This window comes from Leptospira wolffii serovar Khorat str. Khorat-H2, assembly GCF_000306115.2.
GTDB classification, from domain to species: Bacteria; Spirochaetota; Leptospiria; order Leptospirales; family Leptospiraceae; genus Leptospira_B; species Leptospira_B wolffii.
This window is the reverse complement of the sequence record NZ_AKWX02000007.1, coordinates 61,670-76,114: the sequence shown is the minus strand read 5'-3', so window position 1 is coordinate 76,114 and position 14,445 is coordinate 61,670. Positions and strand designations below refer to the sequence as shown.

Genomic DNA, 14,445 nt, shown 5'->3' with positions numbered 1-14,445 from the left:
ATGGATAATATACTCACTCAACAGGAGGCGATGCTTCGCTCCGCCCAGATTTCGGACGTTTCCTATTCTTTAAAATTGAAACTGGAAAAAGGCTCCCAGGAATACGAGGGGGAAACGAGCGTTCGCTTCGTCTATTCCGGCGGCAAGAAAGGTAGCGTGAAGGTGGATTTCGTATCCAAGAAAATCGAGATCCTATGGCTAAACGGTAAAGAAGAGAAGGATTATGAGAAGAAGGACTCCTATCTTCTGATTCCCGGAAACTCCCTGAACGAAGGAAAAAACGAATTAAAAATACGTTATTTAAATCGTTTCGACCATAGCGGCTCCGGATTCCATAAATTCGTGGACCCAGCCGACCAAGCGGAGTATATGCATACCGACTTCGAGCCATTCGAAGCGCATCGTTTGTTTCCTTCCTTCGACCAACCGGACCTAAAGGCTGATTACGAACTGGAAGTGACCGGCCCGTCCGAATGGACCTATGTGCATAATACCGTCCCCGCTTCCGAAACAAAGAATGCGGACAAAAAAACGATCCGATTCCATAAGACCAAGAAATTCTCCACATATCTCTTTTCTCTCATCGTAGGTTCCTATTCGGTTTGGGAGGACAAGGCGGGAGACATTCCTCTGCGAATTCTTTGCCGTAAGTCCCTCGCCAAATACATGGATGCGGACAATATCTTCGCGATCACAAAGGAGGCCTTCGGTTTCCTACAGAAATACTTCGACGTTCCCTACCCTTACGGCAAATACGATCAGATCTTCGTGCCGGAATTCAATATGGGAGCTATGGAGAACGTGGGTGCCGTAACATTCTCCGAGAGTTATATTTTCCGCAGCCCCAGGATCTATTCGGAATATCTAAACCGTGCCAATACGATTTATCATGAAATGGTACACATGTGGTTCGGAAATCTGGTCACCATGAAATGGTGGAACGATCTTTGGTTGAACGAAAGTTTCGCGGACTATCTTTCCTATTATTCCATGTCGAAGGGAAAACTTTTCCCGGACGCCCTGGAACATTTTTACGTTCGAGAAGAATGGGCCTATCGGGAGGACCAACTCTCCACCACCCATCCGATCGCGGGCAAAGCCGAAAATACTTTAGAAGCCATCAGTAATTTCGACGGGATCTCCTACTCCAAGGGAGCTTCGGTTCTCAGGCAACTCATGTATTATGTGGGAGAAGAGAAGTTCCGAGACGCAATGCGATTGTATTTCAAACGCTATGCGGAGAAGAACACTGTACTCGGCGATTTTCTCTCCTGTATGTCGGAGACAAGCGGCATAGATATCAGAGGTTGGAGTAAGGAATGGCTGGAAACCACTGGAGTCAATACTCTTAGTCCGGTTAGCCAAAACGGAAGACTCTTCCTATCCCAAAGCCCTTCGGAAACCAATCGACTCCTCCGCACCCACGCTCTCCAGGCCGCACTATTCCGAGAAGAAAGCGGAAAATTAAAAGAAGTCTGGAGAAAACGAATCCTAGTCAAGGGTCCCGAAACCTTATTGGAAGAAGGGGACAAGCAAAACGGGAACGACCTGCTGCTATTGAACACCGAAGATTATGCATACGCGAAAACCTATTTAGGTAAGAATGCGCTCCCCGTTTTGAAACGAAGCCTACACACATTAGAAGATCGTTTCGCGAGAAGAATCGTATGGGGTAGCCTATGGCAAATGGTCCGAGACGCGGAACTTTCTCCCCGGGAGTTTCTGGAGCTCGCACTCGACCAAGGCCTGAAGGAACCGGATCTTTCAGTAAGAAACAGCCATATTCTTACCAAGGCTTTGACAGTGATCGACCATTACATCCCCGAAAAGGAAAAGAGAAAATGGTCGGACAGACTGAACGCGATCGCCAAGGAAAAATCGGTAAAAGCCGAGAATCCCGAGCAGGAACAGATTCTTTGGTTTAGAATATTAGAAAATACTTCCAAATCTCCGGAACAACTTTCCTACCTAAAGGAACTCTTGGACGGAAAAAAATCCATCCCAGGAATCTCCATGGACCAGGAGAGAAGATGGGTCATCCTTTCCAGACTGAGTGCTTACGGAGACCCCGAATCCAAGACAAGAATCGACGGAGAAGAACAGAAGGACGGAACCGATCTAGGAGCCAAGAAGGCTTTTCTCGCTCGAGTGTCCTTTCCGGATCCGGAAAACAAGAAATCCTCTTGGGAAAGATTTCTCAAACCCGCAGAAGGAGAATCCACGGATTTCCTTCGCTACGGAATGAGAGGATTCCAATGGGACCACCAGAAGGAGTTACTCCTTTCTTTCACGGATTTCTATTTCGAATCCGTGATCGGAGTTTACGAAAAAAGGGATCCTCATTTTGCATCCGCTTTCGGACATCTGATGTTCCCGTCCTTCGAACCGGATCCTAAGTTATTGCAAAGAACCCAAGAGTTTCTGGATAAGCATCCCAACTTGCCGGAGCTCTTAAGAAAGGACCTTTTGCAACAAAGAGACGACATTGCAAGAACCCTAAGAGTTCTGGAAAAATACAAACAATAGATCGATTCCGATCCGAAAAAACGAAAAAGCCCGGAGAATATCCGGGCTTTATATTTTAGTATATTCTATTCTTCTTAAGCGATTGCATGCTTGGACAATTTAGCCGGTTTCGCTTCGGAACCGCCGTATTTCGATTGCCAATCCTCCAGTTTCGCATCCATGATCCTGAACCAAAGGGGCGGAACGAGAGCGATCAAAATCATGATCTCATAACCGTAAGGAAGCTGGGGGCTTTCCTCGAAATGACGAAGAGATTGGTATCTTCTGCCCGCGTTGGCATGATGGTCCGAATGTCTCTGCAATTGAAAAAGAAAGGCGTTGGACAATCCGAAGTTCTGATTCCAGGAATGGATCGGTAGCACCTTCTCGAATTTACCGGGAGACAATTCCTTTCTGGCGAGACCGTAGTGCTCGATGTAATTCACGAGTTCCAAAAGAGAGAATGCGATCCAACTCTGGACAAAGAAGAATACAGGCACTTCCCATTTAAAGTTTCCGGTAATTAGATAAAAAATTCCGGTAACCCCTGCGATAAATAAGACAGGAACGACTGTTGAGCTGATCATTTCGTTTTCCCAGCGCCATTCCGATTTTCCCAATTTGGAGAGTCTCTTCTTCTCCAATTTCCAAGCGCTTGCCAAACTTCCTAAAACGGTTCTAGGATAGAAGGAGAAGAAGGATTCTCCTCTCCGGCTAGTGGCAGGATCTTCGTGAGTGGATACGTTCACATGGTGTCCCCTGTTATGCTCTATAAAAAAGTGCATATAGCAAACTGTCATGAGAATGAACTTGGAATACCACTGCTCAATCTTGGTATTCTTATGACCCAATTCGTGAGCGACAGTGATCCCGATTCCACCCGTATTGATTCCTATCGAAAGGACGAAACCGACCCACTCTAAGGTGCTGAGAGAATGGGATTGCACTTCCCAAAGAGCCCAAACGACCAGAGCGAACTGGACCCAGGCCCAAGCATATGTCAGAAATCTAAAATAGAATTCCTGCTGTAGGACCGGAACTTCTTCTTCCTTCGGATTGCTCGCATCCGGACCGACCAAAACATCCAGAATCGGCAGAATTCCGAAAACAACCGCAAGAGACAGGAAATTGAATCCTCCTCCCAAATAATATCCTGCGACCGCCATAAGCGGGATCAGAAAGGCGATTAGAAAGGACAAACGCTTGAATAGACTCATTTTCTCTCCCCTCCTCGGCCAGAACCGAGGCGCATTCCCCAAGTTTTAATTTATTTCGAACGTTTGGTATTATACATAAAACCCGAACTGGGGCAAGAAAAAAATCCAAACACCAACACTTTTTATAACGAACGTTCCAAAATGACAGGTTTTCCGGGACAGTTGGGGGTCTTGCATCCTTATTTTTGGCAGAAAAATGAGATCCTTCCTGAGAAACGTCCGGATTCCATAAAAAAGGAAATCCGTACCTATCCTGGAAAGGACTCAGTCTCTTCTGCTTTATTTGGTAGGAACTCCTCCCCCTTCTCCCAAGTGGACCGATACGGAGAAACTTAGGCGGAATCTTTCCGTGAATTTATAAGCTCGGAATCGCAATTCCAAAAGCCTTCACCTCTCCGAAAATCTTTCGAGACTCACCGCATTCTAAGAAACGGAAGGACAATATTCTTGATTAAATATGAAACCGGAAATGCTTACGGAAAGATTCCGAATTCTTCTCTTTGGAAAAAATTTTTTATGTACTAAACCTTATGGCGTAGACCTCAGGATTTTTCTTATTGTGAGCAAGGCCTTCTCTAAAAGCATGGCAAATAAGAAGAAAAGTTAGCTCTCATTCCCCAAGCAAAAAAGACCGAATCACCCAAGCTAAATCGCATAACGTTTCCTTTTTGGAGTGGTCTTACATGAACCTGAGCGGACTCAATTTTTATTCCTACTTAAGTAGGATCCGACTCCTTAAATCCTATTCCAGTAAAATCATGATGGTGGCCTTTCTAGGCACCCATGTGCCTCTTATCTCGCTCCTCTTATTCTTCGTGATCTCCACGGCGGAGGATTTCGAAACCGCGTTGAGGATTTTAGGTTTGGCGCTCGCCGCCACATTGATAGGAACATTTGCCACATTACTCGCTTTGCACAAGCTCTTAGCTCCGGTCGTCCTTACTTCCAAATCTTTGAACCGTTATTTGACGGAAAGAGAATTGCCCGATCTACCCGTCGTCTACCGAGATGAGGCAGGTTCCCTCATGGCGGATACGGTAATTACCGTGAGAAAATTGGACGAACTCATCCACTACATGGCGAATTACGACGGGCTCTCCGGCCTCCCGAATCGGGAATTGTTTATTGAAAAGCTAAACGCCTGCTTAAGCGAGTTAGGTTCCGTGGAAGATCCCCTAAGCTTTCCGATATTCTCGTTAGAAGTGACTCATATTAAACAGATTCGATCCAATTTCGGTCTGCACATGGGAGATCTGTACTTACGCGGTTTGGCCCAGAAACTGGAAAACCTTCTCGGCCCGGAGACAGTAATCGCAAGAACGGGAGACGGAGAATTCTCCTTCTTTCCGATATCGTCTTCTTCCCAAGTGCAGGAATCCGATTCCGAGAAATGGGCGGAGAAGATAGAAAAAACGGCTGCGGCTCAAATTCCCATCGTAGACCAAAACATCGCATCGGATGTCCGAATAGGAATCTCGGTCTTTCCTTTCGACGGTAAATCCTCCGACCAACTTCTCTGGAAATCGGAAACCGCTCTCAACCAAGCAAAGCAATCGGGAAACGCAAAAATCCAAACCTATTCTTCCGAATGGAAGGAAAGAATGAAGGAGAAATATCTCTTAGAAAAGGATCTAAGACTCTCCATCCAAAAGAGCCAACTCTTTCTACATTACCAACCCAGAATGGAACTCTCCTCCGGAAAAATGGTCTCTGCCGAGGCCTTGCTTCGCTGGAATCATCCGGAATTGGGAATCGTTTCTCCTACGATATTTATCCCTATCGCCGAGGAAAGCAGCTTCATCTCCGAGATGGGAGAATGGGTCCTACAAAAGTCCCTCGAAGACCTGGGAAATTGGAAGAAAGAAGGAAAGAGTCCTTTGCGAATTTCCGTCAATCTTTCCGCCAAGCAATTGGAAGATCCTACCATAACCAAAAAGGTTCTGGCAGGTTTGGAAAAGAATGGCCTGGAAGTCTCCGACCTAGAATTGGAAATCACCGAATCCAGCTTAATCACCAATATGAATTCGGCCCTAGAAATCCTAAGCGAACTACATTCCTGGGGGATCGCCCTGGCCTTGGACGATTTCGGCACGGGATATTCCAGCCTGTCTTATCTAAGCAAAATCCCTTTACGAACCCTGAAAGTGGATCAGTCCTTCGTCCGCAAAATTCTGACCGACCCGAGTTCTCTCGCCATATCCAAGACGATCATCGCCTTGGGAAAAAGCCTACGACTGCGAATCACCGCCGAAGGAGTGGAGACGGAGGAGCAACTCCGAAAAATCAAGGACTTAGGCTGCGACGAAGCCCAAGGATTCTATTACAGCAGACCGATTTCCTTCGAGGAATTGTCGCGATTCCAGTCGAAATGAGAGCTGGACCGGAAAATTTGTAATACGATCGTCTCCCGGACATTTCTTTTCGGAGTTCCGAAACGGATGGATCCGAATTTTGAAGACTCCCAATATTACGTTCTCGTAACGGACGAAAATTCTCCCCATCCTACTCAGTTTCAGATCCCCCATCACCGGCAATTCTTATAATAAGGAAGAAAAAGCGATAGAACGCGGTTCTAATCGTATCCCGCGCAGATCTTCCTTTAGCTTCACCTATTATTAACCCGTACGTAATGAGAATGTAACCCAGAAATGTGATTGTAATCCGAAAAATCAAACCTTCGGGGATCAATCTCTTAACATGAAAAAAAAGATTTTCCAGCTAATCTTCGCATTAGCCGCTTTATCTTATTCGAATCAATTACTTGCCCAAGGCGCGGGAACGGTGTCCGGTCAAGCCTTGGATGCACAGACCGCAGAGCCTATGTTCGGCGTGACGGCAATCATTCGAAGCATCAATAAATACGGACGCACCGACGTCGACGGTAACTACGAAATCGTGGGCGTTCCCGACGGGGAATACCAGATCGAATTCATCATGCAGGGTATGGAAACCCAGAAGAAGAAGGTCACGGTTGCCGGAGGAAAGGCCAGAGCCAACGTGGCAATGGGAGTTAAAAAACTCGAGACTGTCGTAGTAGAGGAAAGAGCTCTAAACGATTCCGAATCCTCCCTCTTGAAATTCCAAAAGAAATCGGCTGCGGTTTCCGACGGTATTTCGGCTCAGGCCATCCAAAAGACTCCCGACTCCAGCGCGGGGGACGTGATCCGCAGGGTAACGGGTATCACCTTGGTCGGAGGTAGATTCGTATTCGTAAGGGGTCTGGGAGAAAGATACTCGAACACCCTTTTGAACAACGCACCTCTTCCTTCCACGGAACCGAACAAAAGAATCGTTCCTTTGGACTTATTCCCTTCTTCCTTGATCAAGAATATCATCGTTTCCAAAACCTTCATTCCCGAAGAACCCGCGGAATTCGCAGGTGGAACGGTAAAGATCGATACCAAGGAATACCCCGAAGAATTTTTCGTGAAAGTGGGATTCCAAACCGGATACAATAACAACACTACTTTCCAAAATTTTAAAACGTATAGCGGCGGAGGCCAAGACTGGCTCGGTATTTCGGAAGGAAACCGAAAGAAACCGGACTTAGTGGACTCTCTTCCGAACGCCCCCTTTAAAGAAGTGGGAACCGGGCAATATGGATACAATGCAGGAATGATCACCGCGGGATCCCTGCAATTTAGCAACCAATGGTCTCCTTCTCAGATCAACGCCCCGATGAATACGGGATATAACTTCTCGATCGGAAACAAATTCGATCTGGGAGGAGAGAAGAAATTCGGAACCCTGTTCGCAATCACCTATAACAACGATTACCAATTCCGTGATGAATACGACACATTAAACAGAGCGGGGGGAATCGCCAATGGCCTTCCGGTTGGAGGAAAGAATGTTAGGCTCATCCCATATTATAACTATAACCAAAGATGGTATGTGGAATCTGTAAACTGGGGAACGATCTTCAACAACACGTTCCAAATTTCCGCGGGCCACAGGATCCATTTTAAAAACTTCTTAAGCGTGAACAACGACAAGGAAGTATTGATTTATAACGGAAGCAATTACGCTGCCGGATTGGATATAGGCGCTCAAAAGCTGAATTATATCATGAGAAACCTGTTCACCTCCCAATTAGGAGGGGACCATATTATCCACATGTTCGGAAAGGATACGAAACTGGATTGGAAAATCTCGCACTCCGAAGCGAGAAGGGACCAACCGGATATGAGGGATACCATTTATGCGGTGGATCCGGCGCAGATCGGAAAAATCGCCCCCAATCTGCAAGGGGGAACCCTGGGAAGCAGCCAATTCTGGTCGAATACGATCGACGTTAGTAAATTCGCTGGCCTTGATTACGAAATTCCGTTCAATCAATGGGACGGATTGCAATCCAAGTTAAAAGTAGGGTACAGCTATTTGGATCGTACTCGTAGCTTCAATGCTGAGAGATATTTCTTCCGCTCTGCAATACCGGGGCAAAACCTTTTAGGTGGCTCGCTCCCCGCCCCCAACTATCCTTTGCCTCCGGAAGTCGTGTACAATCCGATCAACCGGGGAGCCAAGGGCTACTATGTGGATGACGCCACTCAACCTACGGACAAATACGATGCGGCTCAAAAGCTGACTTCGTACTACACTCAAGTGGATATGCCGATTCATAGACTACTCCGCTTCGTGGGAGGATTCCGTTACGAAAATAACTTCCAAGCGGTCAAAACTACTAACCCATTTGATCCAAACGCAGAATTCTTCGACAGATACAATTATAAATCCTATTTGAATTCGTATGAGCTTTCCATTATAGATCCTACTTTCCGGAAACCTTATGCGATCAACGCCAACCAAAACATTCTTCCTTCGGCTAACTTTATCCTTAGTCCGAACGATAAGACGAACATAAGAGTTTCCTACACAGAAACTTTAGCAAGACCGGACTTCCGAGAAATGGCTCCCTTCCAGTTCTTCAATATTTTGGGAGGAGGGATTGAGGTCGGTAACCAGTTCTTAACCAAGACTTATATCCATAACTATGACGTTCGCTATGAATATTATCCTAAAGCGGATGAAATCATAGCCATAGGCGTATTCGATAAGCAGATGTCTTCTCCGATCGAGAAAGTCATGGAAGTAGACTCTCAGTTCCGTTACACATACACCAACGCTCAGTCAGCGTATGTGCGAGGAGTGGAGTTTGAAGCTAGAAAGTCCCTGGATTTAATCAGCCAAAGATTGGAAAGATTCTCTATAGGGATCAATACGTTCTTTATCAAGTCGGAGGTTACTTTCAACGACTGGATCTATTACCAGCTTGGAACTTCCACCCAGAAACCTACGAATATCAGCCGTCCATTGCAAGGACAGTCACCATATGTGTATAACGTAAACCTTCGTTACCGCTTCGACGAGAAGGGAGACCATTCCATCACCCTGCTCTATAACGAATTCGGACCCAGGATCAATGCGGTTGGGGGACTCGGTATCCCGGACACTTATGAAAGACCCGTGGGCATGATCGACGCGACCTATATCGTGAAATTCTTCGAGAAGTTGGATATCAAAATTTCCGGTAAGAACTTAAACGATGCAAGAATCAAAATCGTGCAAGAGAACCCTTACTTAGATGCATTTGGGGGAACCCATACCACTACGAACGGTTTCAATATAGGAAGCAATTTCATAGATCTGGGAAGCCATTCGTATAAAGGCCAAACGATCAATTCGTATCGCTTAGGGCCTACGTTTACTTTCTCCGCGACCTATACGTTTAACTGAAAGTTCCCCGGAGATGGAAAACTAACGGAATCGAAACAGAAATGAAACAAACATATGTTTTCATTAGATCAACTGAATTTATTTGGAGGAAAGATTCGAAATGAATCGTTCTATAAAAAAGATGGGGTATTTCCTAGGGTTAGCGACTCTCGGATTCTTTACTCTCAATTGTCCTAAATCGTCTTCTGGGAATAGCGGAGCTGCACTGCTCGCACTACTCGGCGGAAGCCAACCCGGAGTTTATATCTCCGGAACGCTGGTAGATGGTACCGGCGCTCCTCTTGTAGGAGCTACCGTGCAAATCTTGGGCAGAGGAGAAAGTTCCGTAACGGTTCTTCCTCATAACTGGGTTAAAAATAACCCTGCTACCCAATACTACTTTACTGGCAGTAACTCATTTCCAACTGATAAGACTCCTTCCGGGTTTCTATATAATAACTCATCCGGTAATGCAGCTACAGCAGGAGATGGAAGCACTTGCGATGGCGGATTTGATGCAACGACTAAGGTAAATACGACAACGAACTGCCCTGGAACTTATATTGCAAAAGCGTCTACCGTCTTTGCAGCGACTCCTGGAACCAATCCAGCTGCCGATTTCGTCTTGGCACAATGCGGTTCATCGACTGTCGCTCAAATCAACGGATGGTCTATCACTCCTGCTACTTCCGGTTTTGTCGGTCAGTATTTCGACGGAAGTTCCTCGATCACCGCGAGTTCTTATCCGCTGGCTTACTCAAAGAATGCTGTCCGTATCTATTGCGATGTTTCCACCTTGGAAGCAGGTGCAATCGGCGCAGGAATCAATACGACCGTTCAAGCTGATGGAACTCCAATCACGACTTTCGTAACGGGAGCTAACGGTTCCTTTCATGCTAAGTTCGACGTTTCTAGCGTAGGAAATACTTATAAAGTAATCGTAACTCCATCCGGTGGTTCCCCTCTGAAAGCTCGGAGATTGAGAATCGCTAAAAACGGAGTTGCTTCTTTGCTTTCACCTGTTTCCGAGAAATTGGGGAATGCTCCTTTGGAACTATCAACCGGTAAAGATGTTACTAGTAGCGAGTCTTCTTGGGCCAGTCTCTATTCTGGAGGAAACATTATCCAAGCTGGCGGAAGTTATGACTTTAGCTTTAGTTCCGTAGCGATCGATATGATTTATCCGAAAAACGGAACCCAGATCAGCGGAACTCTTTCTGGCGACCTCCACTTAACCAAAGGGGGAAGTCCCTACGTTCTAAGTGGAACGGTCATCGTTCCGAATGGTATAACGCTCACGATCGATGCGGGAGTGGTTGTATATGGAGCAGTTGCTCCTGCAGGCGCCCTTTTGATTAAGCCGGGTGGAAAAATCCATGCGAATGGAACGGCCGCAGAACCGATTCTTTTCACTTCTTCTAAAGACGCTGGATCTAGAGCTCCTGCCGACTGGCAAGGAATCATCATCCAAGGAAATGCAGTCCAAACCTTCGGTGGTTACGGACAAACTGCGATCGGAGAAGGTGATACCGGTTCCTTTGGTGGAAACAATAACGCAGACAATTCTGGAAACCTAACCTACGTAGTAGTCCAATTCGCTGGAGCACCATTCTCTCCCGGTAACGAAAGAAACTGCGTTTCTCTTATGGGGGTCGGATCGGGAACTTCTTTGGATTACGTTCAATGCCATAGAGGATTCGACGACGGATTCGAGCAATGGGGTGGAGCTTTCACTGCGAAACACATGATCTCTACAGGTAACCGTGACGACCAGTTCGACTTTGCGGACGGATTCATCGGAAAATACCAGTATGCTATTTCTCACCTTTACAAAACTGCGATCGCGGTGAACGACGATACCTCTCGTTGTATTGAGGGTGATGGAAACTCATCTTTCTCTTGTTCAGGCACAGCTAGACCTGCCACTAATGGAACCTGTTCCGATCCATTCTTCGCAAACGTAACTTGTGTAGGACCGGGAGCAAGCGCCGCGAACGCAGGCGGAGCAATCTTCGTAAGAAGAGCATCCGGTGCATCCGGTGACAAGCTGGGAGACTATTCTCACTTCATCGTGGACAACCACGTAGGTAAGAATGCACTGGATTGCCAAAGTGACTCCGCTCCTGCCGATGCAAGAGTCAGTTATGTAAGTATAAAAAACAGTGCTGTCGGCGCTTGCGCTTCCGGAACTGTGGATATTGGTGTAGCAAGCGTGGGAATCACCACAATTGCAGAAGATGCAACAGTAAATTATGCGCCTTCCGCAAGTGCCACCACCACAGGAACCACTGCGCTTAAAACCGCAAACACAAACTTCAATGTCTCCTTCTTTGATGATACGACGTTCTATGGAGCAATCCAAGACTCGTCTTCGGATTGGACCCAAGGTTGGGCCCAGTATCCTGCTAACTAAGGAAGAGTAGTTCTTGCTTAAAAAACCCGCTTCGCAAAACGGAGCGGGTTTTTTTATTGTCTATAAATATTATGATCCACAAATACCGATTTAAAAAGATAACACTCTCAATCGCCTTTCTTATAAGTATGGGCGGTTGCATCGATTTCACGAATTATAAATTATCCAATCTCCAAGATTCCAAGGAAATACTAGTCCAAAAAGCGGTTACCGCTTTCGAAAAAGGCGACGTCGCTACCGTTTCAAGCCTCGCCCTAAATGCAGATGAACATAATACTATGTTCTGGAACCATGTAGGAGAAAAATTTTCTTCCGACCAAGGAATGAGCCCCCAATTGGCTTACGACCATATGACCATGGAGTCCAATATAGTAGTGAAAGAACTTTTGTTCAAGTTAGAAGGAAAAGATTTTGTATTCCAAAAATTAGAATGCAAAAGAGAGCCTGAAAAATATGGACCTTTTACCTTGCATTTAGGCTGCAGAACCACTCTGTATAGCCCGAGCACCAAGGAAACTCTCACCTTAAGTTCTTTTAGAAGCATTTTGGAATACAAAGGAAAATTCAAACTCTATCACCTAAAACGAGAATAGATTATTCCCGCAAAACTCAAGATTTCCGAATGAGCCGGCATCGTAAGTCGGCTTGTTCTTTTTCCTCGACTCGTCCTTATTCCAAATCGAAACCTCCATTCCCAAACCTCTCTTAAAAACCAGAGCATCAGCAGGAAATCGAGAACGATTCAAATACTCAATCGCATAATAAAGTTATGCGAAACACATATCCCATTTTGGATATAAATATAAAATCGTTTTGTAACAATATTCTAAATAAATAATATTTACAAAAAATAAAATCAGCAACCATCCGGAAAGGATCACAAAAGAGATCAAGAGAAGAACAAAAGTTGTGAGAGCTTTCCCGGATGGTAGATCTGCCATAATGTTGGCCACTGCTCGTCTTAGGCATGTTGCCTCCACGAAATGGGGAACTAAAAAGTATGTTGACATGGAGAAACTAAAAGAACTAAAAATTTCAAAGCTCACGGCTTGACTGTCATGAGAGCCTTATCTCAAGATTAAATTGTGTGAAATTTTTAAGACACTCCCATTTGCCTTCGCTTTGTAATGATCCGACTCGATGCTCCACACAATTTCGCAAAAACGACCGCTCCATTCGCTAACATAAAAAATTCTCTCCATAATTTTCGTTGAATATTTGGGATCGGAATCTTCCCTAGTCGGTCTCATTAAAAAAAGGAATCGTTGCATGAATCCGAATAAAGCCGCAGGTTGGACCTCTTGTATAATCGCCCTAGCTATCCTAAGTCAGTTTGCAGGATGCAAAGGGGCGCCTGCCGTTTTGAAAAACGAGCCCTTCGCGATCAAGAACGCAAGGATTTTCGACGGAGAGCGTATCATCGAGGATACGACTGTCGTGATCCAAGGCAAGATCATCCAATCGGTGGGCGGACCGATTCCAGCGGACGCCGTAGTGATCGATGCCCACGGTGCGACATTAATGCCCGGGCTGATCGATTCTCATGTCCATACGGACGAAGAGGGCTTGAAAGACGCTCTGAAGTTCGGCATCACTACCGAATTGGAGATGATGGGAAGTTGGTCCAAGAGGGAACGCAAAAAAATTGCGGAGCGTCATGATCTAGCCGACGTACGTTCTCCGGGCATGGGAGTAACCGCCAAAGGAGGTCACCCTTCGGAGTATATTCATAGCAGTAGTAACCTAATCATTCGGTATTTTTTCAGTTTTCCTTCCGTTTCCACTCCGGAAGAGGCGGTGAAATTCGTGGACGAGCAAATTTCGGAGGGCGCCGATTATATTAAGATCATAATAGAAGACGGAACGATCGTAGGTTACCCGAATCTTCCCGAGCCGAGCGATGCTGTCCTCATCTCTTCAGTTAACGAGGCTCACCGACAGGGCAAAATGGCCGTAGCTCATGCTACGACCATCGTGGGAACAAAGCGCGCGTTAAAAGCTGGGGTGGACGGATTCGCGCATATATTTGTAGACTCGCCTCCTCCTACCGATCTCATCCAGGCGCTCTCTTCTTCCAAAACATTCATCATTCCTACCCTCTCCGTTATATCCAGCGCCTTCGGAAATAATGCCGCATGGTTGGCAAAAGACGAACGAGTTCGCTCTAAACTAAGTAAAGAATGGCTCGAATCCCTTTCCGGTACGATGAATACTCATCCTCAAGGAAGCCTGAACCTAGTCTTTAATAACGTCAAAATACTCCATCGAGCAGGTGTGGACATTCTAGCGGGAAGCGACGTATCCGAACCCGCACCCGGCCTAGGAGGGTTAGCTCATGGAGTAAGCTTACATCATGAACTCCAACTCTTAGTCGCCGCAGGCTTGACTCCTTTAGAAGCCCTACGCGCTGCAACTTCCGTTCCCGCTCGCCGTTTCGGTTTAATCGATCGAGGACGAATTGCCAACGGATTTCGTGCGGATCTAGTTCTTGTAGACGGTGATCCTTCCGTTCGTATTACCGATACCTTAAATACCAAAGCGGTCTGGCGAGGAGGAGTTCTATTCTCTCCGGAACAAGAGTAAGAATAAAATATT

The 14,445-nt window shown here is 46.1% G+C and carries 7 protein-coding genes and 1 pseudogene; 7 read left to right on the top strand and 1 reads right to left on the bottom strand.

All coding sequences use genetic code 11. From position 1 onward, the window contains the following. On the top strand, nt 1–2,526 hold the full coding sequence (gene pepN, locus LEP1GSC061_RS04630; RefSeq protein ID WP_016544323.1) for an aminopeptidase N: 2,526 nt from the start codon (nt 1–3) through the stop codon (nt 2,524–2,526). Nucleotides 2,527–2,600: 74 nt separating this feature from the next. On the opposite strand, the gene LEP1GSC061_RS04625 is transcribed toward pepN, so the two are convergent. Beyond that, on the bottom strand, nt 2,601–3,722 hold the full coding sequence (locus LEP1GSC061_RS04625) for an alkane 1-monooxygenase (protein ID WP_016544189.1): 1,122 nt from the start codon (nt 3,720–3,722) through the stop codon (nt 2,601–2,603). 683 nt (nt 3,723–4,405) lie between these two features. Here LEP1GSC061_RS04625 and LEP1GSC061_RS04615 point away from each other — a divergent pair. From LEP1GSC061_RS04615 to LEP1GSC061_RS04590, 6 genes and pseudogenes are all read left to right on the top strand, one after another. Further along, nucleotides 4,406–6,094 carry a putative bifunctional diguanylate cyclase/phosphodiesterase gene (locus LEP1GSC061_RS04615; protein WP_016544710.1) on the top strand — a complete coding sequence of 563 codons (1,689 nt, stop codon included), beginning with the start codon at nt 4,406–4,408 and terminating at the stop codon, nt 6,092–6,094. 325 nt (nt 6,095–6,419) lie between these two features. Next, nucleotides 6,420–9,458, top strand: a complete 3,039-nt coding sequence (locus LEP1GSC061_RS04610; RefSeq protein ID WP_016544723.1) for a TonB-dependent receptor domain-containing protein — start codon at nt 6,420–6,422, stop codon at nt 9,456–9,458. Between the two features lie 100 nt (nt 9,459–9,558). Continuing rightward, nucleotides 9,559–11,850: a hypothetical protein gene (locus LEP1GSC061_RS04605; RefSeq protein ID WP_016544645.1), complete on the top strand. Its 2,292-nt coding sequence runs from the start codon at nt 9,559–9,561 to the stop codon at nt 11,848–11,850. Between the two features lie 56 nt (nt 11,851–11,906). Beyond that, nucleotides 11,907–12,443, top strand: a complete 537-nt coding sequence (locus LEP1GSC061_RS04600; RefSeq protein WP_232218364.1) for a hypothetical protein — start codon at nt 11,907–11,909, stop codon at nt 12,441–12,443. Nucleotides 12,444–12,711: 268 nt separating this feature from the next. Then, nucleotides 12,712–12,903 (top strand): annotated as a pseudogene (locus LEP1GSC061_RS21000) (transposase); the annotation flags it as partial. Nucleotides 12,904–13,119: 216 nt separating this feature from the next. Continuing rightward, a complete protein-coding gene (locus tag LEP1GSC061_RS04590) occupies nt 13,120–14,433 on the top strand; it encodes an amidohydrolase family protein (RefSeq protein ID WP_016545054.1) in 1,314 nt (437 codons plus the stop codon). Nucleotides 14,434–14,445: the final 12 nt, after the last annotated feature.

What these genes read in the sequence shown, in the direction of transcription:
- pepN (WP_016544323.1), top strand. Translation starts at nt 1, where the DNA reads ATGGATAATATACTCACTCAACAGGAGGCGATGCTTCGCTCCGCCCAG.
- LEP1GSC061_RS04625 (WP_016544189.1), bottom strand. Translation starts at nt 3,722, where the DNA reads ATGAGTCTATTCAAGCGTTTGTCCTTTCTAATCGCCTTTCTGATCCCG.
- LEP1GSC061_RS04615 (WP_016544710.1), top strand. Translation starts at nt 4,406, where the DNA reads ATGAACCTGAGCGGACTCAATTTTTATTCCTACTTAAGTAGGATCCGA.
- LEP1GSC061_RS04610 (WP_016544723.1), top strand. Translation starts at nt 6,420, where the DNA reads ATGAAAAAAAAGATTTTCCAGCTAATCTTCGCATTAGCCGCTTTATCT.
- LEP1GSC061_RS04605 (WP_016544645.1), top strand. Translation starts at nt 9,559, where the DNA reads ATGAATCGTTCTATAAAAAAGATGGGGTATTTCCTAGGGTTAGCGACT.
- LEP1GSC061_RS04590 (WP_016545054.1), top strand. Translation starts at nt 13,120, where the DNA reads ATGAATCCGAATAAAGCCGCAGGTTGGACCTCTTGTATAATCGCCCTA.